The organism is Methylovorus sp. MP688, from assembly GCF_000183115.1.
Lineage (GTDB): Bacteria > Pseudomonadota > Gammaproteobacteria > Burkholderiales > Methylophilaceae > Methylovorus > Methylovorus glucosotrophus.
This window is the reverse complement of sequence record NC_014733.1, coordinates 2,401,866-2,428,696: the sequence shown is the minus strand read 5'-3', so window position 1 is coordinate 2,428,696 and position 26,831 is coordinate 2,401,866. Positions and strand designations below refer to the sequence as shown.

25 protein-coding genes are annotated in these 26,831 nt (G+C 56.5%); 17 read left to right on the top strand and 8 right to left on the bottom strand.

Annotation, left to right across the window (positions count from 1 at the left end; translation table 11 throughout):
• Nucleotides 1-22 precede the first annotated feature (22 nt).
• The 6 genes from MPQ_RS11600 to MPQ_RS11575 form a co-directional block, all read right to left on the bottom strand.
• Nucleotides 23-967: an MlaD family protein gene (locus tag MPQ_RS11600; RefSeq protein ID WP_013443141.1), complete on the bottom strand. Its 945-nt coding sequence runs from the start codon at nucleotides 965-967 to the stop codon at nucleotides 23-25.
• Between the two features lie 6 nt (nucleotides 968-973).
• On the bottom strand, nucleotides 974-1,768 hold the full coding sequence (locus MPQ_RS11595) for an ABC transporter ATP-binding protein (protein WP_013443140.1): 795 nt from the start codon (nucleotides 1,766-1,768) through the stop codon (nucleotides 974-976).
• A complete protein-coding gene (locus tag MPQ_RS11590) occupies nucleotides 1,765-2,880 on the bottom strand; it encodes an ABC transporter permease (RefSeq protein ID WP_013443139.1) in 1,116 nt (371 codons plus the stop codon). The genes MPQ_RS11595 and MPQ_RS11590 overlap by 4 nt, the downstream gene beginning before the upstream one ends.
• Before the next feature lie 283 nt (nucleotides 2,881-3,163).
• Nucleotides 3,164-3,871, bottom strand: a complete 708-nt coding sequence (locus tag MPQ_RS11585) for a hypothetical protein (RefSeq protein WP_148225293.1) — start codon at nucleotides 3,869-3,871, stop codon at nucleotides 3,164-3,166.
• Nucleotides 3,872-3,989: 118 nt separating this feature from the next.
• Nucleotides 3,990-4,457, bottom strand: coding sequence for a GNAT family N-acetyltransferase (locus MPQ_RS11580; protein WP_013443138.1), 468 nt, complete (start codon nucleotides 4,455-4,457; stop codon nucleotides 3,990-3,992).
• Between the two features lie 2 nt (nucleotides 4,458-4,459).
• Nucleotides 4,460-5,107 carry an XRE family transcriptional regulator gene (locus MPQ_RS11575; RefSeq protein ID WP_013443137.1) on the bottom strand — a complete coding sequence of 216 codons (648 nt, stop codon included), beginning with the start codon at nucleotides 5,105-5,107 and terminating at the stop codon, nucleotides 4,460-4,462.
• Nucleotides 5,108-5,321: 214 nt separating this feature from the next.
• Between MPQ_RS11575 and MPQ_RS11570 the strand changes: the two genes are divergently transcribed.
• From MPQ_RS11570 to MPQ_RS11525, 10 genes are all read left to right on the top strand, one after another.
• Entirely contained in the window at nucleotides 5,322-6,563 is a 1,242-nt protein-coding gene (locus MPQ_RS11570) for an FAD-dependent oxidoreductase (RefSeq protein ID WP_013443136.1), read from the top strand.
• Between the two features lie 46 nt (nucleotides 6,564-6,609).
• Nucleotides 6,610-6,873, top strand: coding sequence for a sarcosine oxidase subunit delta (locus MPQ_RS11565; RefSeq protein ID WP_013443135.1), 264 nt, complete (start codon nucleotides 6,610-6,612; stop codon nucleotides 6,871-6,873).
• The gene (locus MPQ_RS11560; protein ID WP_013443134.1) at nucleotides 6,870-9,770 is read left to right on the top strand and encodes a 2Fe-2S iron-sulfur cluster-binding protein; all 2,901 of its coding nucleotides are present in this window, start codon (nucleotides 6,870-6,872) and stop codon (nucleotides 9,768-9,770) included. Before MPQ_RS11565 ends, MPQ_RS11560 begins: the two co-directional genes overlap by 4 nt.
• A 2-nt stretch (nucleotides 9,771-9,772) precedes the next feature.
• Nucleotides 9,773-10,432, top strand: a complete 660-nt coding sequence (locus MPQ_RS11555) for a sarcosine oxidase subunit gamma (RefSeq protein WP_013443133.1) — start codon at nucleotides 9,773-9,775, stop codon at nucleotides 10,430-10,432.
• Nucleotides 10,433-10,480: 48 nt separating this feature from the next.
• Nucleotides 10,481-11,815 carry a type III glutamate--ammonia ligase gene (gene glnT / locus MPQ_RS11550; RefSeq protein WP_013443132.1) on the top strand — a complete coding sequence of 445 codons (1,335 nt, stop codon included), beginning with the start codon at nucleotides 10,481-10,483 and terminating at the stop codon, nucleotides 11,813-11,815.
• 87 nt (nucleotides 11,816-11,902) lie between these two features.
• Nucleotides 11,903-12,799, top strand: coding sequence for a glutamine amidotransferase family protein (locus MPQ_RS11545; protein ID WP_013443131.1), 897 nt, complete (start codon nucleotides 11,903-11,905; stop codon nucleotides 12,797-12,799).
• Nucleotides 12,787-13,479 (top strand): protein glxC, encoded by a 693-nt coding sequence (locus MPQ_RS11540; RefSeq protein WP_013443130.1) that lies wholly within the window; start codon nucleotides 12,787-12,789, stop codon nucleotides 13,477-13,479. The genes MPQ_RS11545 and MPQ_RS11540 overlap by 13 nt, the downstream gene beginning before the upstream one ends.
• Nucleotide 13,480: 1 nt before the next feature.
• Complete coding sequence (locus MPQ_RS11535) at nucleotides 13,481-14,815, top strand: FMN-binding glutamate synthase family protein (protein WP_013443129.1); 1,335 nt, start codon at nucleotides 13,481-13,483, stop codon at nucleotides 14,813-14,815.
• Between the two features lie 268 nt (nucleotides 14,816-15,083).
• On the top strand, nucleotides 15,084-16,988 hold the full coding sequence (locus tag MPQ_RS11530) for a hypothetical protein (protein ID WP_013443128.1): 1,905 nt from the start codon (nucleotides 15,084-15,086) through the stop codon (nucleotides 16,986-16,988).
• Nucleotides 16,985-17,560 (top strand): hypothetical protein, encoded by a 576-nt coding sequence (locus MPQ_RS11525; RefSeq protein WP_013443127.1) that lies wholly within the window; start codon nucleotides 16,985-16,987, stop codon nucleotides 17,558-17,560. The genes MPQ_RS11530 and MPQ_RS11525 overlap by 4 nt, the downstream gene beginning before the upstream one ends.
• Before the next feature lie 103 nt (nucleotides 17,561-17,663).
• On the opposite strand, the gene MPQ_RS11520 is transcribed toward MPQ_RS11525, so the two are convergent.
• Entirely contained in the window at nucleotides 17,664-20,540 is a 2,877-nt protein-coding gene (locus MPQ_RS11520) for a DUF3857 domain-containing protein (RefSeq protein ID WP_013443125.1), read from the bottom strand.
• A gap of 75 nt (nucleotides 20,541-20,615) precedes the next feature.
• Nucleotides 20,616-21,629: a MalM family protein gene (locus MPQ_RS11515; protein WP_013443124.1), complete on the bottom strand. Its 1,014-nt coding sequence runs from the start codon at nucleotides 21,627-21,629 to the stop codon at nucleotides 20,616-20,618.
• Nucleotides 21,630-21,863: 234 nt separating this feature from the next.
• On the opposite strand from MPQ_RS11515, the gene MPQ_RS11510 reads away from it, so the two are divergent.
• The 7 genes from MPQ_RS11510 (at nucleotide 21,864) to MPQ_RS11480 (ending at nucleotide 26,822) form a co-directional block, all read left to right on the top strand.
• On the top strand, nucleotides 21,864-22,088 hold the full coding sequence (locus MPQ_RS11510; RefSeq protein ID WP_013443123.1) for a hypothetical protein: 225 nt from the start codon (nucleotides 21,864-21,866) through the stop codon (nucleotides 22,086-22,088).
• 155 nt (nucleotides 22,089-22,243) lie between these two features.
• Nucleotides 22,244-22,951 (top strand): type 1 glutamine amidotransferase, encoded by a 708-nt coding sequence (locus MPQ_RS11505; RefSeq protein ID WP_013443122.1) that lies wholly within the window; start codon nucleotides 22,244-22,246, stop codon nucleotides 22,949-22,951.
• 127 nt (nucleotides 22,952-23,078) lie between these two features.
• Nucleotides 23,079-23,627 (top strand): formaldehyde-activating enzyme, encoded by a 549-nt coding sequence (gene fae / locus MPQ_RS11500; protein ID WP_013443121.1) that lies wholly within the window; start codon nucleotides 23,079-23,081, stop codon nucleotides 23,625-23,627.
• A gap of 123 nt (nucleotides 23,628-23,750) precedes the next feature.
• A complete protein-coding gene (locus MPQ_RS11495) occupies nucleotides 23,751-24,170 on the top strand; it encodes a secondary thiamine-phosphate synthase enzyme YjbQ (RefSeq protein ID WP_013443120.1) in 420 nt (139 codons plus the stop codon).
• Nucleotides 24,171-24,175: 5 nt separating this feature from the next.
• Nucleotides 24,176-24,376, top strand: a complete 201-nt coding sequence (locus MPQ_RS11490; RefSeq protein WP_041362885.1) for a hypothetical protein — start codon at nucleotides 24,176-24,178, stop codon at nucleotides 24,374-24,376.
• The gene (locus MPQ_RS11485) at nucleotides 24,376-24,972 is read left to right on the top strand and encodes an NAD(P)H-dependent oxidoreductase (protein ID WP_013443118.1); all 597 of its coding nucleotides are present in this window, start codon (nucleotides 24,376-24,378) and stop codon (nucleotides 24,970-24,972) included. Before MPQ_RS11490 ends, MPQ_RS11485 begins: the two co-directional genes overlap by 1 nt.
• Nucleotides 24,973-24,974: 2 nt before the next feature.
• The gene (locus MPQ_RS11480) at nucleotides 24,975-26,822 is read left to right on the top strand and encodes a monovalent cation:proton antiporter-2 (CPA2) family protein (RefSeq protein WP_013443117.1); all 1,848 of its coding nucleotides are present in this window, start codon (nucleotides 24,975-24,977) and stop codon (nucleotides 26,820-26,822) included.
• Nucleotides 26,823-26,831 lie beyond the last annotated feature (9 nt).

Genomic DNA, 26,831 nt, shown 5'->3' with positions numbered 1-26,831 from the left:
TCCTCATTTGTTCTTATCGGGGTTAAGGCTTGAAGCCAGCTTCGCCGGGGCCGGGCTGGGCTTTGGGTTTGCCCAGCAGCAGGCTTTGCGGGTGGTCTTCCAGCGTTTCCATCAATTGCTCAAACTGCTGGGAATCGCGCTGCAGGCTGTCGGTTAGCGCATTCAGGCGCGGCAGGGTGTCTTGCTGCAGACTGTCGCTGAGTTGCTGGCTGCTTTGCGTGAGTGTGCCTGTCATGCTGCTGAAATCACGTGCACTTTGGCCCAGGGTATCCATCAGCGGGCGTACGGCGTCCGAGGTTTGCTGCAGGCTTTTCAGCGTGCTTTCCAATTGCTGGCGATTGCGTTCGGAAGCAAAGCTGCCCAGACGGTTCATGGTGGCGGTACTGGTGCGCAGCAGCGGCTCCAGTTGCGCCGAGGCTTTTTCCAGATTGGCAATGGTGCGGTTGAGTTGGTCGGTGTCTATCTTCTGGACCATCTCATGTGCGGTGGCGGCGAGCTGGCTGCTGCTTTTCACCAGGGTTTCCACCTGCTCGATGATCTCTGGCGCATGTTCGGTAAAGCGGTCCACGAACGAGGGGCGTAGCGGAATGGTGTCATCCGGCCCCAGTCGCTGCTGGCTGCTGCCGTCATCGTTGAGGTCGATATACGCGAGACCGGTCACGCCTTGCAGGCGCAGCTCGGCATAGGCGGCCTTGCTTAGTTGCAGGGTTTTGGTGACTTCGATGTCGACGTGAATGTCATTCTGCGTGTTGTCATCCAGCGAGATATGCAGCACCTTGCCGACTTCCACGCCGCGAAATTTGACCGAGGCTTCCGGATTGAGCCCGCTGACCGGGCGGTTGGAGTTGATGGTGTAATGCGTTTTTTCTTCGCGCGACCCGGAAAGCCACCAGAAGGCGAAGATGGCCGCGAGCCCCAGAATCAGGGTAAACAGGCCGACGGCAATGGCGTGCGAGCGATTTTCCATGGTTGATTAAGACCTTTCCATGCGGGCATGTATGCCCTGAAAGAAGTTGGTGACGAAGGGGTGGTCGACTTCACCCAATGCCTGCAGCGAGCAGGCGGTGATGATGTGCTTGTCCGCCAGTACGGCCACGCGGTCACTCATGGCGATCAGGGTGTCGATATCGTGGGTGACGAAAAGCACGGTGAGCCCCAGTGTTTGCTTGATCTGTTTGATCAGGGCGACGAATTTGCTGCTGCGGTCCGGGTCCAGCCCGGCGGTGGGTTCGTCCAGCACCAGTAGCTCAGGCTCCAGCGCCAGGGCGCGTGCCAGGCCCACGCGCTTGATCATGCCGCCGGAAAGCTGGGCGGGCAGCAGGCTGGCATGCTGCGGCTCCAGCTCCACCAGGGTCAGCTTGTGCATGACTAGGGTGTGGATGGTGTCTTCGTCAAACTGCTTCAGCTCGCGCAGGGGAAAGGCGATATTGTCGAATACCGACAATGCCGAAAACAGCGCGCCCTGCTGAAACAGCATGCCCAGGCGCGTCATCAGGCGTTGCCGACGCTCGCGCTCCAGCGCGTGCAGGTTTTCGCCAAACAGCAGAATATCGCCGCGTGACGGTTCGGTCAGCCCGACAATATGCCGCAGCAAAGTGGTCTTGCCACTGCCCGAGCCACCGACCAGGGCCATGATTTCGCCGCGCTCCATCACCAGATTGAGGTCGCGATGTATCACCACATCGCCAAATTCGGTCCAGACATTACGCGCTTCGCATACTGGCGGCGCGGGTGGCGGGTTGGGGATGTTGTTCGGGGTCTCGCTCATACTCCAATTCCACTCGTCAAAATGGCAAATGCCGCATCCAGCAGGATGACGGATGTAATGGCAGTCACCACCGAGCTGGTGGTACTGGCGCTCAGGCTTTCGGTATTTGGCATGATGCGCAGGCCGAAGTGGCAGGCCACCAGAGTCACCACAAAGCCAAACAGCAGGCCCTTGAACAGGCTCAGCGTCAGGTTGACCGGCTCCACCACCATGGGCAGATAGTCAAAAAAGAAACGAAAGCTCAGGCCCAGCTCGGTGTTGGCCGAAAGCGCTCCGCCCGCCAGCCCCCAGAAGGAGGTCCACAACACCAGGAATGGCGCGACAAAGGTCAGCCCGAGTACCTTGGGCAATACGATACGCAAGATGCGCGATACGCCCATGGTGGTCAGCGCGTCGATTTCCTCGGTTACCCGCATCACGCCTATCTGCGCGGTCATGGCGGAGCCTGAGCGACCTGCCACCAGAATTGCCATCAGGATGGGCCCTAGCTCGCGGATCATGCTCAGGCCCAGAATGTTGACGATGAAAATGTCCGCGCCAAAGGTTCGCAATTGCGAAGACATCAGGTAACTCATGGCAACACCGATCATGAAGCCCAACAGGCCGGTCACCGGCAATGCCGTGACGCCGCTCTTGTAGATATTGGCCATGAACTCGCGCCACGGAAACGCCGATGGACGACGCACCAGATAGAGCATTTCCAGCAGCAACAGGCCGATCAGCTGTACGAAATCGGTCAAATGTTGGGCAAATTTCATGACCAGCTCGCCCGTCGCTACCAGTGGGAACGCCCAGTCGAATTGGGAGCCGGTGCGTGCTGGCACGCGCAATCCCTGCAGTGTGGTGAACAGGGCGCGCTGCTCTTCCGTTACCTGCATGCGGGCATCCAGTTTGCCCTCCCAGCCGTTCAACAGGATGGTCGCGCCCGCCGTGTCCAGTTGCTCGGTGGCCAGCAGATCCCATTGCGTAAAGGGATCAGAGAAGAAAGGCTGCAAAGCCTGTTTGAGTTCGGCAAAGTCGTTGTCCAGCGCGCGCAAGGACCATTGCCCCAGCAGGCGCACGCGACGACGGCCTTTTGCATCCTGATCAATTTCGAAACTGGCAGCTGCCATGTTTACCCCTTGCGAATGCCCCGAAAGCGGGGTGCCGCCTTGCAAAACGTATACAGGTGGAGATGTGTCTTGTTGTTGTCTGGCATCCGGCGGGTGAAGTGATTGCCTCACTCAAGGGACAGGCCGCAAGCGACACTGGTTCAACAGTGACACTGATTCAATATGATGAGCTCAACAATGCCCGACTTGGCAGAGGGCGACAAGTCGGGATTGTCCTACAGACGCTTCGTGCATATTTAAGCTCCACTACTTATGAGTGTTGAAGCTAAGATGCTACGAACCTTTATTTTGTGGGGTCTACTTTTAATACTGCTCGTAATGCATCGGCGAGGTCTCGTCTATTGAGAGTTGAAAAATTGCCATCCTTTCCAACCAATTCATAGTCCATTGCTCCGCACCAGCGGTTGATGCGACCATAGCCGGGCGCCGGAGGAACCACTCCATCTTTCCCAGGTGCGCAGTGCTTAGCTAGGTTCATGCGAAATAATTCAGTCATACGGTAAATCGGCTCAATCCGAGTCCATGTGTTTTCAATTTCTGCTCGGTAGAAGGAGTCATCTCGGTACCGAAGCATTTGGCGCTTTCGGACCTCAAGCGTTAGATTCAGAGGTTCTTCATTCGACATACTCTCGATCTTGGGAATCATGCCGCCACTCTGGATTAGTTTTTGAAACTGATAGCGTCTTTCTCGCCACATGCGAAGTACTTCGTACAGCCCATATATCCACATTTGGGAAAGAGCTGATACAGCCATTGCTAGTTCAGTTGGCGTGGCCTCGTTCTTAATCGACTCTCTGAGCAGACCGTACTCCTGTTGTGTAATCACTGAGTCGACTATTCCGACATTCATCGCCTGCATTCCAAGGTAAAGGTCGTCCTTGAAGAAAGGTAGTTTCTTCATGCCCATAGTTATGATGCTGAAGTCGAGCTTGGCCCAATTCTCGTATGGCACTTCGTCGTGCTCGTAGTATTCAGTGTCATCGCTAGGCATGGTCATTGTGAGGACTAGTTTACCGCTGTATTGCGACTATTGTTAAAGGCGCAGTCGGCGAAAGCCGCGATTACTTGGAAGTTTCAGCTTTAATCTTAAAGAAATGAAAACAAGGCGCCTATAAAAACATGCGGCGCGCCTGCAGCTGGGTGGGTTGCCAGCCCAGATGCTGGTAGTAGCCTACCGCGGGCGTGTTTTCAATATCGACCAGGATTTGCGCGCGCGTTACACCCTGATCCTTGCACCACTGCAATACGGCATCAAGCAGGGTGCGGCCGATGCCGGCATGGCGATAGTCCTTGTCCACGATCATGTCTTCCAGCCAGGCGGCAGGGGTGCCCTGGGCGGTGGAGATGATGAGCTGCGCACTGACCATGCCGATTACCTTGCCTTCGGCGGTGCGGGCCACTTTGATAATGCCGCGATCCGGCGCTGCAATCAGCATGGCGAGTCCGCGCCGCTGGGCTTCGGTGTCCGCTTCAAAATCAGCTTCTATGCCGAACAGGTCTTCCAGCAGCAGGCACAGCGTGGGGATGTCAGCGGCGACGGCGTTATCAATAGAAATGCTGGTTGCTTGCAGCTGCATGCCTATTCCTCCGGCGTGTCAGGGAAATCGTGATGGATGATGGAGAGGAACTTCACTGGTGCGCTCACCAGCCGCTCGGGGCGGTGTGGCTGTTCACCGCGAAAGGTCAGTGAATCACCTGGCTGCAGCAGAAAGGTCTCATTGCCCACTTTATATTCAACCTCGCCTTCCAGCATGTGGATGAATTCGGTGCCGCTGTGCTCGAAGGGCGGAAATTCCTCGCCCGGATCTTCCAGGGTAATCAGGAAGGGCTCGAAGGTTTTTTTTGGGCCCTGATCATAGGCCAGCAGGTGGTAGGTGTGCCCACGTTTGGTGCCACGGCGCACCACTTCCATGCCCTGGCCGTGCTTCACCAGCTGTGCGCTGCTGGTCTGGATGTTGTAGTCGCGAAATAGCCGCGACAGCGTCACGCCCAGCGCATTGGCAATCTGTTCCAGTGTTTCCAGGCTGGTGGAGACCAGACCATTTTCTATCTTGCTCAACATGCCGCGACTGATGCTGGCGCGCTCGGAAATATCCGCAATGGTCAGGCCATGCTGCAGGCGAATCTGGCGTATGACGTTGCCCAGATGGCGACCCAGCGACCGGGCGTCGCTGTCGCTCATCACCGGCGCAATGTCGGCGGAAGCAGTGTTGGATGGGGTTGCCATGGGCTCTCCGGGGTTGCAAATCAGGGTTCAGTGTACAAGAAAAACAGGGGGCTAGCCACGATAAGTTTCCTGTGAAGAAAAAAAGTTGCAAAAAACTGTTGACGGCGAAATTCCAGGAATGCTTAAATAGCAACAAATGTTTCACCACAGTAAACAAAGTTATTAAACAGGAATATTTATTGCTTATGTACAGCATGAGCAATGGAGACAATCGATGCCCTTAAGACTGCTGAAATACGCCCTGAGCCGAAAGCACCCGGCCCCCCGCTTTTTCCGGGACTGTACCGAGCCCAAGAAAAGCTATGACGCCGTGATTATTGGTGGTGGTGGCCACGGCCTGGCAGCGGCCTATTACCTGGCCAAGGACCATGGCATTACCAATGTGGCAGTGCTGGAAAAAGGCTATATCGGCGGCGGCAATACCGGCCGCAATACCACCATCGTGCGTTCCAATTACCTGACACCGGAAGGCGTCAATTTTTACGACGCCAGCGTCAAGATATATGAAGGCTTGTCCGAAGAGCTGGACATCAACCTGTTCTACTCCACCCGCGGCCACTTCACCCTGGCGCACACCGAATCTGCCCTGCGCACCATGCGCTGGCGTGCCGAGGTGAACAAGCATGTGGGCGTTGAGAGCTATGTGGTGGGGCCGGATGATATCTCCCGTGCCTGCCCGCAGCTGGATATCAGCTGTAGCGGCAAGGCGCCTATCCTCGGCGCGCTGTACCACGGACCAGGCTCGATTGCCCGTCACGATGCCGTGGCCTGGGGCTATGCCCGCGGTGCAGACAGCATGGGCGTGGAAATTTTCCAGAATACCGAAGTGACCGGCCTCGACATCCAGTCCGGCAAGATCAAGGGCGTGCATACCAGCCGTGGCTATATCGCCACCAACAAGGTGCTGTCCGCCGTGGCCGGGTTTACCCCGCGCATCACCAATATGGCGGGCGTCGATACCCCCATCGTCATTCATCCGCTGCAGGCCTGTGTCAGCGAGCCGATGAAACCCTGGTTGGACACGATTCTGGTCTCCGGCAGCCTGCATGTGTATGTCAGCCAGTCTTCGCGCGGCGAGCTGGTCATGGGCTCTTCGCTGGATCCCTATGAAGTGCATTCCACGCGCTCTTCGCTGGATTTTGTCGAAGGCCTTACTTCGCACATGCTCGATATGTTCCCTTTCCTTTCCAACGTGAAGATCGTGCGCCAGTGGGCAGGCATGGCGGATATGACGCCTGACTTCTCACCCATCATGGGCACGACCCCGGTGGAAGGTTTCTACCTGGATGCTGGCTGGGGTACCTGGGGCTTCAAGGCCACGCCGATCAGTGGCAAGACCATGGCCGCCACCATGGCCAACGACCAGGCTCCCGAACTGATCAAGCCATTCCGCTTGAGCCGGTTTGAAGATTACGACCTGACAGGCGAAAAGGGCGCTGCTTCCGTCGGCCACTAGGCACGGGGCAGATTGTTTGGCGAATTGTTAAGTTAAGGATGCTGTTTTGAAATTACTGACTTGTCCCGTGAATGGAACCCGTCCCCTGAGTGAGTTTGTCTTCGGTGGCGAGATTCGCAACATGCCTGACCCTGCGCAGGCGAGCGATAGCGCCTGGGCTGCCTATGTGTACAACCGCAGTGGTGCCCCCGGCCTGAAAAAGGAATGGTGGTATCACAGCCCAAGCGGCACCTGGTTTGTCGCCGAGCGCAACACCCTGACCGATCAGGTGGCGCGCACCTATCTTTACGGCCAGGAGGACAAGGCATGAGCAAGCGTTTACCTCAGCGTGCCAGTGAATGGCTGAAGCGCGACAAGCCCATCAGCTTTTATTTTGAGGGCCAGAAATACCAGGCCTATGAAGGCGACACCATCAGCAGTGCCCTGTGGGCCGCCGGTGAAACCGTGCTGGGTCGCAGTTTCAAATACCACCGTCCACGTGGCGTGTTGAGCCTGGCCAATCATGACGTCAACGTCATGCTGGCCGATGGCACCGATACCAATATGCGCGGCGATGTACTGCCGGTGCAGGATGGCATGCAGCTGACCGTGGTGAATACCGATGGCGGCGTGAAGAACGACAAGAAGCGCTTTATTGATGCGATTTCATCGATACTGCCCGTGGGCTTTTATTACAAGGCGTTCCATACGCCACGCAGCCTGTTCCCGTTCTGGGAAAATATCATCCGCAAGTCGGCAGGCCTGGGTGTGGTCAACTTCAATTACCCACGTGAGCTCAAACGCAAGCTGCATACGCATTGCGATCTGCTCATCATCGGCGCTGGCCCCACCGGCCTGACGGCTGCGCTGATGGCGGCTCCGCATGGCCTCAATATCATCGTCGTGGATGAAAATGCACAAGCGGGCGGCAGCCTGAGCTATGACCTGGGCGGCTCTGACGAGTCTGCCAAGCGTCTGGCCGACCTGCTGGCCGAGCTGGCCAAATATCCGAATGTCACGCTGCGCACCGGCGCTTATGCCGCTGGCTATTACACCGACCACCTGATTCCGATTGTGGAAACCACCGGCATTACCAAGGTGCGTGCCAAAGCCGTGATCGTGGCCAGTGGCGCCTTTGAGCAGCCTCCCGTGTTCCGCAATAACGATCTGCCCGGCGTGATGCTGGCGACCGCTGCTCAACGCCTGCTGGCTCGCTACGCCACCAAGCCATGCGAAAGCGCCGTGGTGTTTGCCGCCAACAAGCAAGGCTACCGTGCCGCCATGGATTTGCTGGATGCCGGTGTCACCGTCAAGGCGATTGTCGACCTGCGGGCCGACGGCGAACCCTGCAGCCTGGTCGATGCCATCAAGAGCCGTGGCGTAGCCATCTACAACGGCGCCTGTGTCTATGAAGTGCTGCCTGCGGCCAACAAGTTTGGCGTCAAGGGTGCCGTGATCTGCAGTTACGACGAAGCCAGCGCCAAGCCGCTGCTGCATGACCGTTTCACCATAGATTGCGACGGCATCATCATGAGCGCAGGCTGGGCACCAGCCGCTGCCTTGCTGTATCAGGCTGGCACCGGCATGCGCTATGAAAAATCCGCCGAGCAGTTCGTGCCTGCCAAGCTGCCTGCCGGCATGTTTGCCGCGGGCAAGGTGAATGGCATTTTTGATCTGGCGCAACGTTTGCAGGATGGTGCCCGTGCGGCATCTGAAGCGCTCACCTACCTGGGCAAGCAAGTGCCCAGCGTCACCGTGGACCGCGAGTACATCGCCAGCCCCAGCCATCCTTACCCCATGGTGGAGCATCCCAAGGGCAAGAATTTTGTCGACTTCGACGAAGACATCAGCATCAAGGATTTTGTGCATGCCGCGCAGGAAGGCTTTGACAATATCGAGCTGATGAAGCGCTTTACCACGGTCGGCATGGGCCCTAGCCAGGGCAAGCATTCCAATATGAATGCCATCCGCATTCTGGCGCGTATCCGTCAATTGCCGGTGGAGCGCATTGGCACCACGACCGCGCGTCCGTTCTTCCACCCCACGCCGATTGGTCACCTGGCCGGACGTGGCTTGCACCCGCATCGCCTGACCACGCTGCATGGCTGGCACGAAGCGCATGGTGCCGAGTTTACCGATGTGGGCGTGTGGAAACGGCCGGCCTGGTATCGCCGCGCCGGTCTGGAAAAACAGCAGGCCATCTACGAAGAAGCCCTGGCCGTGCGCAAGGCCGCCGGCATGATCGATGTCGGCACGCTGGGCAAGCTGGAAGTGCGTGGCCCCGATGCAGCGGAATTCCTGGAGCGCTTTTACACCGGGTCTTTCAAGACGCAGAAGATTGGTCGCACCCGCTATGCCCTGTTGCTGGACGAAGCCGGTGTGATGGTCGACGACGGCATTGCCTGCCGCATCGCCGAGGATTATTTCTACATCACGGCCAGCACCACCAATGCCGCTGCCGTCTACCGTGAAATGCAGCGCTGGCTGCAGATCTGGCAACTGGATGTCGGTCTGGTGAATGTCACTGGTGCCTATGGTGGCATCAACCTGGCTGGTCCGGCTGCGCGCGGTATTTTGTCCAAACTCACCTTGCGCCCGCTGGACGATGCCAGCCTGCCATTTGGCGCGGTATGCGATACCGAGATTGCCGGGGTTCCGGCCCGCCTGATCCGTGTGGGCTTTGTATCTGACCTCGCGTTTGAAATGCACGTACCGGCTGGCAGCGCCCAGCATGTATGGAATGCCCTGCTGGAAAACGGCGTGGCTGAGGGCTTGCGTCCGTTTGGTACCGATACCCAGCGCCTGTTGCGCCTGGAGATGGGCAATCACCTGATCGGCCAGGACACCGATGGCCTGACCCAGCCGTTTGAAGCGGGCAGCGACGGCGCGATCCAGTTTGCCAAGCCCTTCTTCATCGGCCAGCGCAGCCTGCAGATCATCGCCCGCAAGCCGCTCAACAAGCGTCTGGTGCCATTCACCCTGTCCGAAGGCTATCAGGGCGAGACCATCAACGAATGCAATCTGGTGATAGGTGCTGACGGCAACATCAAGGGCCGCGTCACCAGCATCGCCTTCAGCCCCACGGTCGGCCGCTTTATCGGCTTTGCCTATGTGGACCCGGCCAATGTCGCCGAGGGCGCTGCCTTCAATATCCGCACAGATAGCGGCAGCCTGGTCATGGCCCGTGTTGCGGCCACGCCATTCGTTCAACTGCAATCGGAAGCCTGATCATGACTTTTATCCAGACCTCTCCTGTCAGCCACGCCCAGCACCATGCACATCCGGTCATGGGCAGCCTGAATGGCATGGAAATCGCCTTGGAATTTGGTACCCCGCAAATCCAGCAAGCCCAGGCAGCGCTGGCCGGTGTCGCTGAGTTCAGCGCCTTTGCCCGCTTCGCCGTCAAGGGCGCTGGCGCTGCCGAATGGCTGAGCGCGCAGGGCATCACTCTGCCCGCCACAGCCAACAGCTGGCTCATGCAGGATTCCACGCTGGTGCTGCGTTTGGGCAATAGCGAGTACTTGCTGGAGGACCAGTTTGTGGCAGGTCACGCTGCCAGACTGGCGCAAGGCCCGGCTCCGGTGGGCGCCAAGCTTTATCCGGTGGCACGCAGCGATGCCGCCCTGGTGCTGAGCGGTCAGCATGCGCTGTCGATACTGGCCGAAGTGTGCGCGCTGGATGTGGCTGCCGAGCTGGCCAATAACCAGCGCCTGCTGATGACGCAAGTCGCCAATATTTCGGTCACCCTGCTCAGCCAGACACTGAATGGCGAAACGGTTTACCGCCTGTGGTGCGATGGCACCTACGGCCCCTATCTGTGGCATGAACTGACCGCCATGGCCCAAGAATTCGGAGGCGGTCCGGTGGGCCTCTCCTTTTATTTCAAGTAAGCATATTCAAGTTACCAAACATTGCAGCATCTACAAGGGGATCACACGATGAAGTCACTGGAAGAAGCACAGAAGTTTCTGGAAGACCACCACGTCAAATACGTGCTGGCGCAGTTTGTCGATATACATGGCGTGGCCAAGGTGAAGTCTGTGCCTGCTTCGCACCTGAACGATATCCTGACCACCGGCGCCGGCTTTGCCGGTGGCGCCATCTGGGGTACGGGTATTGCGCCCAACGGCCCTGACTACATGGCGATTGGTGAGTTGAGCACCTTGAGCCTGATCCCCTGGCAGCCGGGTTATGCCCGCCTGGTGTGCGATGGCCATGTGAATGGCAAGCCTTACGAATTTGATACCCGCGTCGTGCTGAAACAGCAGATTGCCCGCCTGGCGGAAAAAGGCTGGACGCTCTACACCGGTCTGGAACCTGAATTCTCCCTGCTGAAAAAAGACGAGCATGGTGCGGTGCATCCGTTTGATGACAGCGACACGTTGCAAAAGCCCTGTTACGACTACAAGGGCATTACCCGCCACTCGCCCTTTCTGGAAAAGCTGACCGAATCACTGGTGGAAGTGGGCCTGGATATTTACCAGATCGACCACGAAGATGCCAACGGCCAGTTTGAAATCAACTACACCTATGCCGACTGCCTGAAGAGCGCCGACGACTACATCATGTTCAAGATGGCGGCGAGCGAGATTGCCAATGAACTGGGCATTATCTGTTCCTTCATGCCCAAGCCATTCAGCAATCGTCCGGGCAATGGCATGCACATGCACATGTCCATCGGTGACGGCAAAAAGAGCCTGTTCCAGGACGACAGTGACCCTAGCGGCCTTGGTCTGTCCAAGCTGGCTTACCACTTCCTCGGCGGCATTCTGGCCCACGCTCCGGCGCTGGCGGCCGTGTGTGCCCCGACCGTCAACTCATACAAGCGTCTGGTGGTGGGCCGCTCGCTGTCTGGCGCCACCTGGGCGCCGGCGTACATCGCCTATGGCAACAACAACCGTTCAACGCTGGTGCGTATTCCTTACGGCCGCCTGGAACTGCGTCTGCCCGATGGCAGCTGCAACCCTTACCTGGCCACCGCAGCCGTGATCGCCGCCGGTCTGGATGGCGTGGCCCGCGAGCTTGACCCCGGCACCGGTCGTGATGACAACCTCTACGACTACAGCCTGGAGCAGCTGGCCGAATTCGGCATTAACATCCTGCCGCAAAACCTGGGCGAAGCGCTGGATGCGCTGGAAGCCGACCAGGTGATCATGGATGCCATGGGCCCTGGCCTCAGCAAGGAATTCGTCGAGCTGAAGCGCATGGAGTGGGTGGATTACATGCGCCATGTGTCGGATTGGGAAATCAATCGCTACGTACAGTTTTACTAGGTTGGACTTTGAGCGCGCTGCCCGGCAGCGCATGGCGGAGTAGGGCATATCCGCCACCTGATGAATGAATTTGAAAGGAGCAACATCATGTGTGGAATTGTAGGTTTGCTGGTTAAAAACCCCAGCATGCGCGCCAACATTGGCGAGCTGATGATGCCGATGCTGATCGGTATGACAGAACGTGGCCCTGACTCTGCCGGTATGGCAGTGTTTACGGCGCCTGTGGCAGGCAACGAGCTGAAGTACAGCCTGTATGCTCCGACCATGGACTTCAACTGGCAAGGCCTGGCGCATGATTTTGATGCGCACCTGGGCAGCAAGGTCAGCCTCAGCACCAAGGGCAACCACGCCATCCTGATCTCGCATCTGGAAACCCCGACCATCAAGACCTGGATCAAGGAACACTATCCACAGATTCACATGCTGTCCGTTGGCCAGTCGATTGATGTGTACAAGGATACCGGCCTGCCAGCCGATGTGGCCGCCCGTTATGACCTGCCGCATGTGAGCGGTACCCATCTGGTAGGCCATACCCGCATGGCCACTGAGTCTGCCATTACCCCGGCCCACGCCCACCCATTCACCGCTGGTCGTGACTGGTGTCTGGTGCACAACGGCTCACTGTCCAACGCCAACAGCCTGCGCCGCAAGCTGCAGCACGAAGGCATCGACTTTGAAACCGATAACGATACCGAAGCGGCCTGCCGTTTCCTGGAATGGCGCATGCGTGAAGGCGACGATCTCAAGACCGCGCTGGAGCATGGTTTTGACGAGCTGGATGGTTTCTACACCCTGTTGATGGGCACCAAGGACCAGCTGGCCCTGATCCGCGATCCGTTTGCCTGCAAACCAGCCGTGGTGGCCGAGCATGATGATTACGTGGCGATTGCCTCCGAGTTCCGCTCGCTGGCCCACCTGCCCGATGTGAAGAATGCGCACGTGTTTGAACCTTCGCCCAAGGAGATGTATGTATGGAAAGTCTAAAATTTGATCTGGCGGCAACGCCTTTGCGCGAGGTTAACCAGTACCTGCACAGCCCGGCTTCCGAATTGAACGGCAAGCATGTGGTGATTGATAACCCGAATGGCGCCCACAATATCGCCGTCGGCCTCAAGTCCGATGTGAAGGTGACGATTGATGGTCACGCTGGCTATTACGCCGCAGGCATGAACCAGCTGGCCAGCGTGGTGGTAACCGGCAGCGCCGGTACCGGTGTGGCTGAGAACATGATGTCCGGCGTGGTGCACGTCAAAGGCTTTGCCTCCAATGCAGCCGGTGCCACGGCACAAGGTGGCCTGCTGATTATTGATGGCGATGCAGGCCTGCGCTGCGGTATCTCGCTCAAGGGCGCCGATATCGTGGTCGGCGGTTCGGTCGGCAGCTTCTCCGCCTTCATGGCACAAGCCGGTAATCTGGTGGTGCTGGGCGATGCTGGCGAAGCGCTGGGCGATTCCCTGTACGAAGCCCGCCTGTTTGTGCGCGGCGAGGTGAAGAGCCTGGGTGCCGATTGCGAAGAAAAACCGATGGATGACGAAGCCCGCCAGATTCTGGTGGACTTGCTGGCCAAGTCTGGCCATGCCGATGTCAGCCCGGACAGCTTCAAGCTCTTCGGCTCCGCCCGCACGCTGTATAACTTCCATGTCGATAACGCAGGAGCTTACTAATATGAGCGATACCCCAAAAACCCCTCAGACGCAGCCACGGTTCTCCGCGACCTTCGACCCTTACACCCTGTCTGAAATCCGCCGCGCTGCTGCGACCGGTATTTACGACATCCGCGGTGCCGGTGCCAAGCGCAAGCTGCCGCATTTTGATGATCTGCTGTTCCTGGGCGCTTCGGTCAGCCGTTACCCGCTGGAAGGCTACCGTGAAAAATGCGGTACCGATGTTGTACTCGGCACCCGTTTCGCCAAGAAGCCGATACACCTGAAAACGCCAGTGACGATTGCGGGCATGAGCTTCGGTGCTTTGTCCGGCCCTGCCAAAGAGGCACTGGGTCGCGGCGCCAGCGCCGTTGGCACCAGCACCACCACCGGTGACGGTGGCATGACACCGGAAGAGCGTGGCCAGTCTTCCATTCTGGTGTATCAATACCTGCCATCGCGCTACGGCATGAACCCGGACGACCTGCGCAAGGCCGATGCGATTGAAGTCGTGATCGGGCAGGGCGCCAAGCCGGGCGGCGGAGGCATGCTGCTGGGCCAGAAAATCAGTGACCGTGTTGCCAAGATGCGCTGCCTGCCCAAGGGCGTGGACCAGCGTTCTGCCTGCCGTCACCCTGACTGGACCGGCCCGGATGATCTGGAAATCAAGATCGCCGAGCTGCGTGAAATTACCGATTGGGAAAAACCCATCTACGTGAAGGTCGGCGCGACTCGCCCCTACTTCGACGTCACCCTGGCTGTGAAAGCCGGTGCCGATGTCGTAGTGCTGGATGGCATGCAGGGCGGTACTGCCGCCACACAGGAAGTGTTTATCGAACACGTCGGCATTCCCACGCTCGCCGCCATTCGTCCCGCTGTGCAAGCCCTGCAGGATATGGGCATGCACCGCAAGGTGCAGCTGATTGTGTCTGGTGGTATCCGTAACGGTGCCGACGTGGCCAAGGCACTGGCACTGGGTGCCGATGCCGTGGCGATTGGTACTGCCGCGCTGGTGGCGCTGGGTGACAACGACCCACGCCTTGAAAGCGAATACCAGGCCCTGGGCACCACCGCTGGCGCCTACGACGACTGGCATGAAGGCAAAGACCCTGCAGGCATCACCACGCAAGACCCCGAGCTGATGAAGCGTCTCGACCCGGTAAAAGCAGGCCGTCGCCTTGCCAACTACCTGGCCGTGATGACCATGGAAGCTCAGGTGATCGCCCGTGCCTGCGGTAAGTCACATCTGCACAATCTGGAGCCGGAAGATCTGGTCGCATTGACCGTCGAATCCGCCGCCATGGCCAAGGTGCCGCTTGCTGGCACCAGCTGGATTCCAGGCCAGGTGCAGTACTAGTTCATCTCATCCCGGCAGCTACCGCTTGCTGCCGGGGTGGCGTGAAAACAAAAGCCCGCGCAAGCGGGCTTTTGTTTTTTATGCTCTTGCTAAACGCCCTTAAGGGCAATATTCCGATTCAAAAATCCTATGCATCATCCAGCTAACCCTCAAAAGCATGGAGTGGAGGGCGCTACCCGTTGACGAACCAGGGTGAGTTTAATATTGCTTGGGCCATTGTTTTCAGCCATCAACAATGGCAATGCCCAATTTAGATGAAAGGTGATGAATGAGCGAGATGGAGATGGAATCTGATAACCAAGTCGAAGAGCAGGAGCATACTGCCAGTTGCCGTTTCAAGCTTAACTTTCTGGATTTTATTGGTGAGCCAATAGAAGGACTCACCTGCCGTATCACCCTTACTCTGGACGATGGCAGCCAGCAGACGCTCTCTGCCACCACCGATGCGGAAGGCTATGTGCCGCTGATGGGAAATCTACCCATCGGCAGTACCGCCATGATTGAAGTCAAAAATGACGCAGGCCAGTATCGCCCTGTCGGTGACGTGTATATGGACTCCCCCGCTATTACCACCACCGCCATCAGCCCCAAAGTCAAAATAGAACTGCTGCCCATGCAACTGCACGAAGGCGAGCCCGGCACTATCGAAGACGAAATCCCTGATATTGCCTGTGACCCGGATGTGATAGTCCTCGACCCCGGTCAGCTTTCTGTGCCACCACCCGCTGTCGCAAGCCCAGCCGCACTCAATGCCAAACCCCGCGTTCGCAACCTGAGCCACAACGTCGGAGTTTCCAGCAAACCCATTCTCAAACAAGGCCGCGATAAAACCGGCAAGCCCATGACCGTTGTCCTCTTCAACAAAGGCGACTGGTACGAAAAAGCCGGGGCGGGGGTACGCGCTGGCATTCACTGGCTATGGAGCTGGGCCGACTTTACCCCAGAGCGCAAAGGCAAGCCCACACGCGCCAGGCTTGCACTCAAAAACCCACCTTCCGCGCCAGAGGCTGTTAAAGAGTTGATCCGGGTGGCCACGGAAAACACCTATCGCGTCATTACCGAAAACGCAGCAAGTGCTCTGACAAAAAAGGTGAATGGCAAGGATGATCTACCCCCAGAACAAACCAAAAGCTTCAATACGGTACCGTCAAAAAAGGGAGATGTTAAGCCTGGCAATGCCGGTCGAGACCAGAAACCAGCCCAAACGGCGATTTCAAAAGAAGAGGGTTTTGAGTTTGATCCAACCCGTTATCAAACCAAAGGACCCAATGAGCCCGCTGGTTTATGTGCCCGCTACGTCAACATCGCGCTGGCAGAGGCAGGTATCAGCCAAGGGATAATGAACCTGCCGTGCGCCTCGATTGCGGGGCCTCAGCTGTTAGCGCTGGGGTTTCGTGAAGTAACTGATGAGGTGCCAGATGCTCGGTGGGCTGCGGCGGGGGATGTCGTTGTCTATCAGTGGAGCAAGCAGGCGTGGGCGAATGAAAAAAAGAAAAAAGGTATTTCCATACTTCCCAATTATGGGCACATCGACATCCGCTCTTATGACAGCTATATCAGTGACTATATTCCAACACGTAATCATCCAGAATGGCAGCGTTATACCGATATAAAAATTTATCGCAAAGTATATGACCTCATGCCGACCTTGCGCATGAAGGCGTTTTTGCGCTGTCTCCGGGAATACGAATGTCAGGCCGAGCAAGACGATGCCAAGCGCTACCAGATGCTCCATACGCCCTTGCCTAATGGAGAGAAGCGATTTGCCAATTTCTCCAAGCATCCTTGGTATGGCATAACGAATCAGTTGCCGAACCATGGTTCGGGTGCTGCTGGTGCGTATCAAATTATCCCTAAAACTTGGAATGCAATCCTTTTTGATCCCAAAACTTCTCGTATTTTCCCTAAATCGGGGGAGCCTCTATTCGATCAAAAAATGCAGGATCGTATAGCGGTCGCCATCTTGGAAGGCAGAAACGCACTCGCTAGTATTCGGACGGGCGACATTGCAAAGGCACTTCAGCTTTTGCAAAAAGAATGGACTAGCTTGCCGGGTGCTAAAGAGAATGCTAATCGCAAAACAGTAGATGGAAAACCTATGGATATGAATTACTTTACGTCCCTATTTAATGGTTATTTAAATGAGGAAATGAAAAAGGAAAGCTTGGCATGAAGATTATTTTCAGATTTTTTGTTTTTGGATTACTTTGTTTATCACTGACGAGTAATGCTGCGGTTTCATCCTCCTTTAGCCAAGACCAGCAGGAGTTAATTAAATTAATACAGCAGTTTTATGCCATTCCCACGACCACATATCTTTTCGCAAATTTTAATAATAAATATCATCCGGAGCTGCATTGTCCTTTTTTGTCAAAATTCTTGGCGAAAGAGGCTCTTGTTAAGCGAAAAGATGGGGTGTGTTTCCAACCCATTCGGTACCCCACCATGGATGGTGAAGATGCAATTTTATCGTCTGACTATCCTATTCCAAAAATTCAGACTCCTGTTGTAAAGGGTAGTCTTGCTGAGGTGCTGGTTCTTTTCAAAAATGACCCTGGCAGGGTACGTTTTTATCTGAAAAATACACCAGATGGCTGGCGTATTCATAAATCGCGCTCAGATACTAGTGCGGACATTCCTGAAAATACTCAAAATCCGGATGATATGCGCGCTCTGATGTTCACATATTTCCCCCCTAGCGCGGATGAGGTAGAGGATGAAAATCGTCGACTTTTTCCAGAATGATGATGTGAATTGTAGAGGCGTTCCCAAACTTGCTGTCTGGGTGGCGTGAAATCAAAAGCCCGCGCAAGCGGGCTTTTGTCATTGCGGCATTGTGAGTTCTGACCTAGTCAAAAAAGCCGCTACCCTCGTCTTTGCGTATGGTTTTGGGCTTGCCCAGCGCCAGGGTGGCGAAGTTATGCTCCTGAAACTCGGTGACCCCTTGGGCCAGGCATTTGCCAAAGGCTTCCCTGGCTTTTTCTGACTGGTTGGTCATCTGGTAATACTTGCCGAGGTAGAAGTAGGCTTCGGAATACTGATCTTCCCTGACACCGATATCGGTAGAGGCGGCTTTTGCAATCAGCTCGTCGGGGCTGATCTTGCCCGTCAGCATCTCGGCCACGGCGCGCGGCCAGTCATCGTCGGGGATGGTATCCAGCACGGATGTCAGCGCGGCTTTGCCTGCTGCCGGTGATCCACTAGCAATGAATTGCCAGATGGCGCTTTGCAGTTTTGCTGCGCTGTTGTCTGCCAAGCCGATGGCGATAGAGAATTTTTCGCTGGCTTCCTGGGGTTTGCCGCTCATGAGCAGGCTTTGGGCATATTGCTGGTTCAGCATCCACTGGTCGCTGATGGACATGGTGGACTCGCTGGGTGCCAGTGCCGCAAAGCGGGTGATGGCAGCCTGATATTCGCCATTGCCGAGCAGGGTAGCAGCTTCAAACAGGCGATATTCAGGATTCTCAGGATCCAGTTGCTGCGCCATGCGAATATCCTTGAGTGCCTGCGCACTATCGCCTTTGTCATCGTAGGCATTGGCGCGCAGCTTGTAGGCCTTGGCGAGATTGCTGTTGGTGAGTTTGCCCGAGGCAATGTCGCGGCTGACGACAATCAGGTTGATCTGGTCCTTTTTGCGCACGGCAGCACGGCCCGAGTTGCTGTTGCCGTATTTCTGGTCAAACCGCGCAATCACGCGTTGCAGTGCCTTTAAATCGTCCATGTCATAGGTGTTGATGGGGATGCTGTAGGTCATGCCCATTTGATCCCGCAACTTGCGGGTTTCGGCGGTGTAGTCGTTGATCCTTTGCGCGGGTACGGCTTCCTTGTTCGCTTTCAGTGAGAGCGAGAGGGAATATTTTTGTGGTGTGGTGTTCGAGCTTGCGGTCATGCTCAGAAACTCGCCAGGCTTGTTATTGTTGGTTTTGGCTGGCTGGATTTGAGGCGAGAGCGGAAACTCCAGCTCAAATGTCTGCACAACACGCATATTCTTGGCAAGGCCGAAGGGTGCGCTGCGCTGCGTGTTTTGTGGCAGCTCGGCCCAGCTGGCGACTTCGGTGGCATAAAAGGCACCGACCAGGCGGCCTGGTTCATAGCTCAGCAGGTCGGCAATATTGAGCCTGGTCGTGATGGTGACCTGGTTATTGGTCTGGTCATCGGCGTATTCCACATTGCCATCTGTGCGGGCATGGGGGTAGAGGCGCAACAGGGTATCCTGAAATGCGTGATTGAATTGCTCGGCAGGCAGCTGCTCATGCATTTGTCGCAGGCTATCCGCGGCGTTGCGTGTTGCCTTGTAGACCGACACCAGCGTGGCTTCCCCTTTGAAGCTTGGCAATTTGATGGTGTCATTGCGCTGGTAGAGCGATTCGTATGTGTCCGGCAGACGCGTGTCTTGCAGCAATTGCGGACTGTTAAGCACCAGCACATAACCATAATCGGCAAAGCTCAGGTTCGATAGCTTGCCATATTGCGGGGGGCGGGTAGCATCCAGCCAGTAGGTTTTCCCCTCGATCACGGCCTGCACAATCGCGTGGTCGAATACCGCATGCGAGGGCAGCATTTTTTCCACATTGCGGTTCATGGACAAAGAGGCCAGGGTGGGGCGTGCCTCAATGCCCAGGGCGCGCAGCATGGTGGCAAGCAGCAGGCTCTTGTCCTTGCAGTCGCCATACTTTCTGCTGAAAGTGACATCCGGCGTGGCGGGCAGATGCGAGTTTTCGCCCATTTCAATGCCGAAGTAGCGTATGTCCTGCTGCACCCAGCGCAGCACTTCAACCGCAAGCTCGGCCTGCGACAGCTTGCGGTTCTGCCATTCCTGCACTTTCTGCTGCAGCTCGCCGCTTAACGGGGCGTTATAGGCAAATAAGCCGCTTGCCCATTGATTCACCTCATCCCAGCTTTTGTATTCACTGATCTCGATCAGCTGTTGCGGGAGATACCAGCCTGGCGTTTTGTCTTCCTGAACGTAAGGTTTGATGTTCGACTGGCTGATGTCGATCTGCTTGATGCTGGCCTGGCTGCTTTCCTTGGCGGTCATGCCGGGCGGAAGCCTCCATGCTATCTGGCGAGTGTCGGGATATAGCATGCGGAAACGGTATTCCCTGACAGGCTTCATCTGCATCATGTAGAACAGGTCGGCGTAGTGGTTGCCAAATACCGGGTTGCTGCCAGAGACGGTGTACTCAAGCTCCACAATATCCTGCACGCGAATATCCGGCAGAATGCCGATCGCGGTGACATCGCCCTCATACATGCTTTTTTCCAGATTGCTTTCCCGGCGCAGCAGATCCAGCTTCACCTTTTTCGTCAGATCAATGGCCTTGCCATCGCGCCACACACGAATGGCATGCAAGGCTAATTGTTCAAAGGCCGGGTTGAACTGAATATAAACCTGGGAAACCGACTCAAGCGCATTGCTGGAGTAAGCCGTGGTTTGTGTGTGCACATAGCGCTGCGGCGTTTTGTTGAGCAAGGATATTTGCCGCTCCTGCAGCAAAAATTCCTGGTCGCTATCGCTAGACGCTGATTTCTGGACTGGCCGGTTCATCGTTTGAACAAAGCTGGGAACGGGCGTGATGTCGTAGCGAAAGCCTTCCGAGACTATGGCATTGGCGTTTGTCGCCGCTTTGTTTGCTTTGTCGTTTTTGGTGGCGGCCAGTAGCTCGGTGCCGTGAAAACTCAGGGCGCTGATCAGAAGCGCGCAGGCGAGTCGGGTGATGCTCATTATGGTGATTTCCCCAGTTTCAGTCAGTAAGAGGGCACAGCCGTATGGCCATGCCCATGATGTTGTTTTCTATTTTTATTTTTCCAGGAAGCCAAGCGCGGTGGAGCCGTGCTTTTCAATCTTGTTGCCCACTATATTACCGGTGCCTTGCTCCTCCAGCCAGATGGCCGAGTAGTCCTCTCCCAGCACCCCTTTTACCACGTAAACCTTGTTGGCTTGCGGTGTGAATTCTACATCGCCCTTGATCTCGTACACCGTATTGGTGAGTGCCAGAATCGGTGCCGCGTAATGTGTTCTGCCCACTAGCTGTAGGCTGACTTTTTGCGTGGGCACTTCCTGATCCACCAGGTAAGGCGTCATTGTCAGCCCCCGCCCCTGATTCAGCTGCAGGGTTTTCTGCAGGCTGTTATTGGTTGCGGCCTGTTGAATTCTGGAGACGACAAAGAAGTCCGCTTTACTGCTGCTGTAGGTTTGTACGGAGTCTTTGATCACCGCCGTGGAAAAATCATAATCGGCTGGAAAAGGCTTGCTCAGGGTAAGGGTGACACTGCCTGACGGGGCATGCGGCAGCGCATGCTCAATGCCATTGTCCGTCATCGTGCCAAGCACAGGTTCGGGGTTTTCATCGGTATACATCACGACGAAGGATGTAGACGCGGGAATCGCGACGCTGGCATGGAAATAGCCGCCTTTCCAGAAGTCGCTCTCCCGGGTCAGCCGGTATTTTCCAAGCTCGCCGACAATCTGTTTCTGCGCATCCAGAAACAGAAAACGCGGGACAAACACACTCGCAGATGGAATGTAACTGCTGGTGAGATAGGTGCTGATTTCCAGCTTGTGCGGGTTTTTTACATCTGGCACGGCCAGCCCGGCGGCAAAGCTTTTACCACTGGGGAAGAGATAGGCTTGCTGCTCGTTCATCTTGATACTCAACGGCACTTCCGATGCCAGGGGCCGGTAGTCGAGTTGATTGAGCGAGGTCGCCACCGATTGGCGATTGTTGAGCTCCTGCTTGAGTTCGCCAACAGAAACGCAACCGGCCAAGGTCAGTAAAAGCAGGCCGCAAAGTAAACGGAAGAATGTGTGCATGTTTTTTCAGCACCGGGCGCAAACCTGGCACTACCCCCTTAAAATTTGATGACGTGACTGGTGATGGATGAATTTATTTTATGTGTTGCGACAACCGGAAGCGCCTATGTATACCACGCTGCAATATTCAGAATATGACCGGCCCATTAAAAGCTTAAAAATCATGTGAACCTGGCAGCTTTTCACGTTTCTAATGCTATGCAGTTTGTACGGTACTTACAAGGAGGGATAAACATGAAAATCGATATCTACCAGAGCGCCAGCAGCAGTCAGAAGTATCTTTCCGTATTGTCAGGCGCAGATGTATCAAAAATTGCCGTGGATGACCCGGATTACGCCAAGCTGATCCGGCAGAAGACGGGTGTGGAGATCGGTGAGGATTCACTGGCGGCCGATGCCATCCGGGATATAGACCAGCAGGGCTACCATCTTCACAAGGTACGGTTCGCCATCAACTAAGCTTTCGCTACTCTCAGGATAAAAAATGCATCTTCCCCGGATGCATTTTTTATCGATAAATATTCCGATGTGGCCTTATTCAAGCCTGCTGCGGCACGATTCGTGCATGCTTTCGGTGTATCATTCACCTACTGTTTTTGAAATCGAAATTCGTCATGAAGCCCGTTGCCGTTGTCCAGTTTACCGCCAATGATACGCCCGCCTTTTTTGCGCATTACCTGAATCGCATGGGGATCCCATGGCGCCGCATTTCCGTGCATGCGGGCGATGCCTTGCCCCAGCCCATCACCGAATACAGTGGGCTGGTAATGATGGGCGGCCCCATGAGCGTGAATGATCCCTTGCCGTGGATACCGACCTTGCTGGAGATTATTCAGGATGCCGTGGCGCAGGATATCCCTGTGCTGGGGCATTGTCTGGGCGGACAGTTGCTGTCGCGCGCCATGGGCGGGCAGATTACCGATAATCATTGCGCGGAGATCGGCTGGCACACGGTGCAGGCGTCAGATGCGCAGCTGGCGGAGGAATGGCTGGGCGGCGTGAGCGAATTCACGACCTTTGAATGGCATTACCAGACCTTCAGCATGCCGCCCAATGCCAAGCCCTTGCTCGGCAATGCCCAATGCTGCAACCAGGCATTTGTCATGGGCAAGCACATTGGTTTTCAGTGCCATATTGAAATGACGGTGGACCTGGTCAATACCTGGTGCACCACCAGCGCGCACGAGATCGAAGCCGCCTTGCACCAGCCCAGCGTGCAACCGCCGCAAGCCATCATGGAGGCCGCGCCCGATCAGGTGGCGGCGCTCAATCAGGTGGCGAGTGCGGTATACAGTCGCTGGATCACCGGGCTCAAGCACTAACTCGCGCAATAGCGCTGCAACTTCGCGCCGCAACCTGCGTCGTATCCAACATCATGCGTCACATATCGGCGGGCCTGCTTGAAGGCGGGCCCGCTTTCTTTTTTTAATCCATCTCAAGGAGCAGGGTATGAGTGATCCGATTGTTATGCGGGTAGGTGAAGCGTTGGTAGCAGGTGGCCCTCCAGGCACGGCAGCCGAGCCGGAAGTTGCCATTGGTGAAATGAGCGGGCCTATGGGCGTGGCGTTTGCCAATCTGCTGGGAGACCAGGTCAAGGGTCACACCCGGGTGCTGGCGATTCTGAATACCGATGTGATGGTACGCCCGGCGACATTGATGGTGAGCAAGGTAACAGTGGATAACTCCCGCTATACCAATATCCTGATGGGGACCGTGCAGGCGGCGATTGCCAATGGCGTGCTCGATGCCGTGCGCAATGGCGATATCCCCAAGGACAAGGTGAACGACATCGGCATTATTGTCTCGGTGTGGCTGCACCCTAGCGTGGCGGACAAGGATGACCTTGATCACAAGGTGCTGTTTGAACTGCACCGCAAGGCCACCGCCCAGGCCATCCATAAAGCGATGAGCAATGAACCCAGCATCGACTGGCTGCTGGAAAACCAGGAAAAGATCGTGCACAAGTACTACCAGATGGGCCTGGACGGCAAAATCTAGCGTTCGGCTTCCCCTCATTGGACACATGCAGGAGGCCGCTTCGGCCTCTTGTGCGTGTTTACTCGCCAGAAGCGCTGGCTATAATGCAGCTTGAATAATCCTCCATTGCAGAAAGGCGCTTCCATGAAAAGCTACCGCAAAGAACTCTGGTTCAATCCTCCCACCCGCGTTGCCTTTATCAATATCACCCCGCAGATCCGCGAGTGCCTGCGCGAGAGCGGCGTGCGCGAGGGCTTTGCCCTGGTGAATGCCATGCACATCACCGCCAGTGTGTTTATCAATGACGATGAATCCGGCCTGCACCACGATTACAAAGAGTGGCTGGAGCGTCTGGCACCGCATGAGCCTATCCGCAATTACCGCCATAACGATACCGGCGAAGACAATGCCGATGCCCACATGAAGCGTCAGGTGATGGGGCGCGAAGTGGTGGTGGCGATTACCGAAGGCCAACTGGATTTTGGCCCGTGGGAACAGATTTTCTACGGCGAGTTTGATGGCCGCCGCAAAAAACGTGTGCTGGTCAAGATCATCGGCGAGTAATGGATATGTTGCGTATCTTCTGCCTGCTGCTCATTGCGCTACTGGCTGGTTGTACCGGACGCCAGCTCTACGATAGCGCGCAAGCCACCCGCCAGGCAGAGTGCCGCCTGTTCACCGATCCGATTCAATGGCAGAACTGCATGGATGCGGCCAATCGCAGCTATGACAGCTACCGCATGGAAATGCCCAAGAAGGAAGCTCCCTGATGGCGCAACGTGTCCTCATCCTGTTTTCGCATCCCTACGCCGAGGCCTCGCGGGTGAACCGGGCCTTGCTGAATGCCGTGCTCGATTTGCCGGATGTCACCGTGCATGATCTGTATGAGCACTATCCGGAGCAGATGATTGATGTTGAGCATGAGCAGGCGCTGGTGGCGGAGCATGATGTGCTGGTGTTTCAGCATCCGCTGTTCTGGTATTCATGCCCGGCGCTGATGAAGAGCTGGCTGGATACGGTGCTGACCTTTGGCTGGGCCTATGGCAATGATGGCGATGCCCTGCGCGGCAAGCCCTGGGTGCATGCCATCACCAGTGGTGGCGCTGCCAATGTGTATCAGCGCATGGCGTACAACCAGTTTTCCATTGCCGAATTGCTGCGTCCTTTTGAGCAGACCGCCACTTTGTGTGGCATGCCATATTTGCAGCCTTTTTTAACGCAGGACGTGAATCAGCTCGATGAAATTGCGCTGCAAAAGCGTGCCGCGCAATATGCAGCCTGGGTGCAGGCGCTGGTCGATGGTGACTTGCCGCCGGTAGTGCATACCGCGCATGCGCCACAAGTTGATTTCCTGGAAGGAGCATAAGCATGGCGGAAGCACATACCCCGGCCTTGCTCCTTCAGGGCGCCGTCTATCTGGGGGCCGCCGTGCTGGCCGTGCCCTTGTCCAAACGCCTGGGGCTGGGCTCCGTGCTTGGCTATCTCATCGCCGGTATTCTCATTGGCCCATGGGGGCTGGGGCTGATTGCCGAGACTGAAACCGTGCTGCATTTTTCCGAATTCGGCGTGGTGATGATGCTGTTTCTCATCGGGCTGGAAATCGAGCTGGATAAGCTGCTGGAGTTACGCATGCCGATTTTTGGCATGGGCGGCTTGCAGGTGTTGCTGACCATAGGCCTGGTGGTGGCGCTTGGACTCTTTCTGCATCTGGATTGGCGTCTGGCGCTGGTGGCGGGCATGGGCGTGGCGATGTCATCCACCGCGATCGCCATGCAGGTGCTGGCGGAACAAGGCGTACTGGCCCAGCCCTCCGGCCGGTCGGCGTTTGCGGTGTTGTTATTCCAGGATCTGGCGGTGATTCCGCTGATGATCCTGCTGCTGGTGATTGCGCCTGGCACCGAAACCGCCACCGGCTTTCATATGGACTGGATTGCCATTACCAAGGCGATTGCGCTGGTGGTGGTGCTCATTGTCGGCGGCAAGTATCTGCTGCGGCCTATTTTGCGCTATATCGCCAATACCGGCTTGCGCGAGATTTTTATCGCCTTTGCCCTGTTCCTGATCATAGGCGTCTCCATCCTCATGACCTCGGTGGGCTTGTCCATGGGCTTGGGGGCATTTATCGCGGGCGTGCTGCTGGCGGATTCCGAATATCGGCAGGAGCTTGAGCTGGATATCGAGCCATTCAAGGGCTTGCTGCTGGGGCTGTTTTTTATCGCGGTCGGCATGTCGGTCAACCTGCCCTTGATCATGCAGCAGCCCTGGCTGGTGCTCGGCCTGGGCCTGGGGTTTGTTATGCTCAAGCTGGTGTTGCTGTTTGGCCTGGCGCGCGCATTCGGGCATAAGTCGCAAGATGCGCTGCTGTTTGCGCTGACCTTGTCGCAGGTGGGCGAGTTTGCCTTTGTGATTTTCAATGCCGCTGCCGATGCGCGGATTTTTACCGACAATACGGCCAGCCTGCTGAATTCCGTGGTGGCGATTTCCATGCTGACTACGCCACTATTCATGCTGGCGCATGGCGTTTACCTGCGCAAGCGGCTTAACCGCAAATCCTCCAGCCACGATGCATTTGAAGAACAACGCGCCGTCATCGTGGCCGGCTTCGGGCGCGTGGGGCAGGTGGTCACGCGTTTGCTGAGCAGTGTGGGCCAGCCGCCCACCGTGATTGATTTTGACCCGAACCAGATTGATCTGATGCGGCAGTTTGGGCACAAGGCGTATTACGGTGATATCACCCGGCCCGATGTATTGCGGGCGGCGGGTATTGCCAAGGCCAAACTCCTGATATTGGCGATTGATAATGCCGAGGATGCGCTGGAGACCGCACGCTACGTACGCAAACACTATCCGCAGGTGACGATACTGGCGCGTGCCCGCAACCGCAGCTACGCCTTTGAGTATATGGACCTGGAAGTGGACTTTGTGCGGGAGACGTTTGCCGGAGCTCTGCAGCTGGGCGAAAAGGTGCTGACTGAGCTGGGCTACAGCCGCTTTCATGCCTATCGCACCGCCTGGCGTTTCCGTCAGCACGATGAAAAGCTGATGTGGGCGAGCCATCCGATACGTAATGACATGCAGCAAATGGTGGTCAACAGCCTGCGCATGCGCAACGACCTTACCCGTATCCTGACGGAAGAGCAGGGGGGAGACGACAAGCGCGAGCGCATCAACCAGGGGTGGGAACAACTCGGGCGTACCGAGGCAGACCGCAGCTGAGTTTGATGC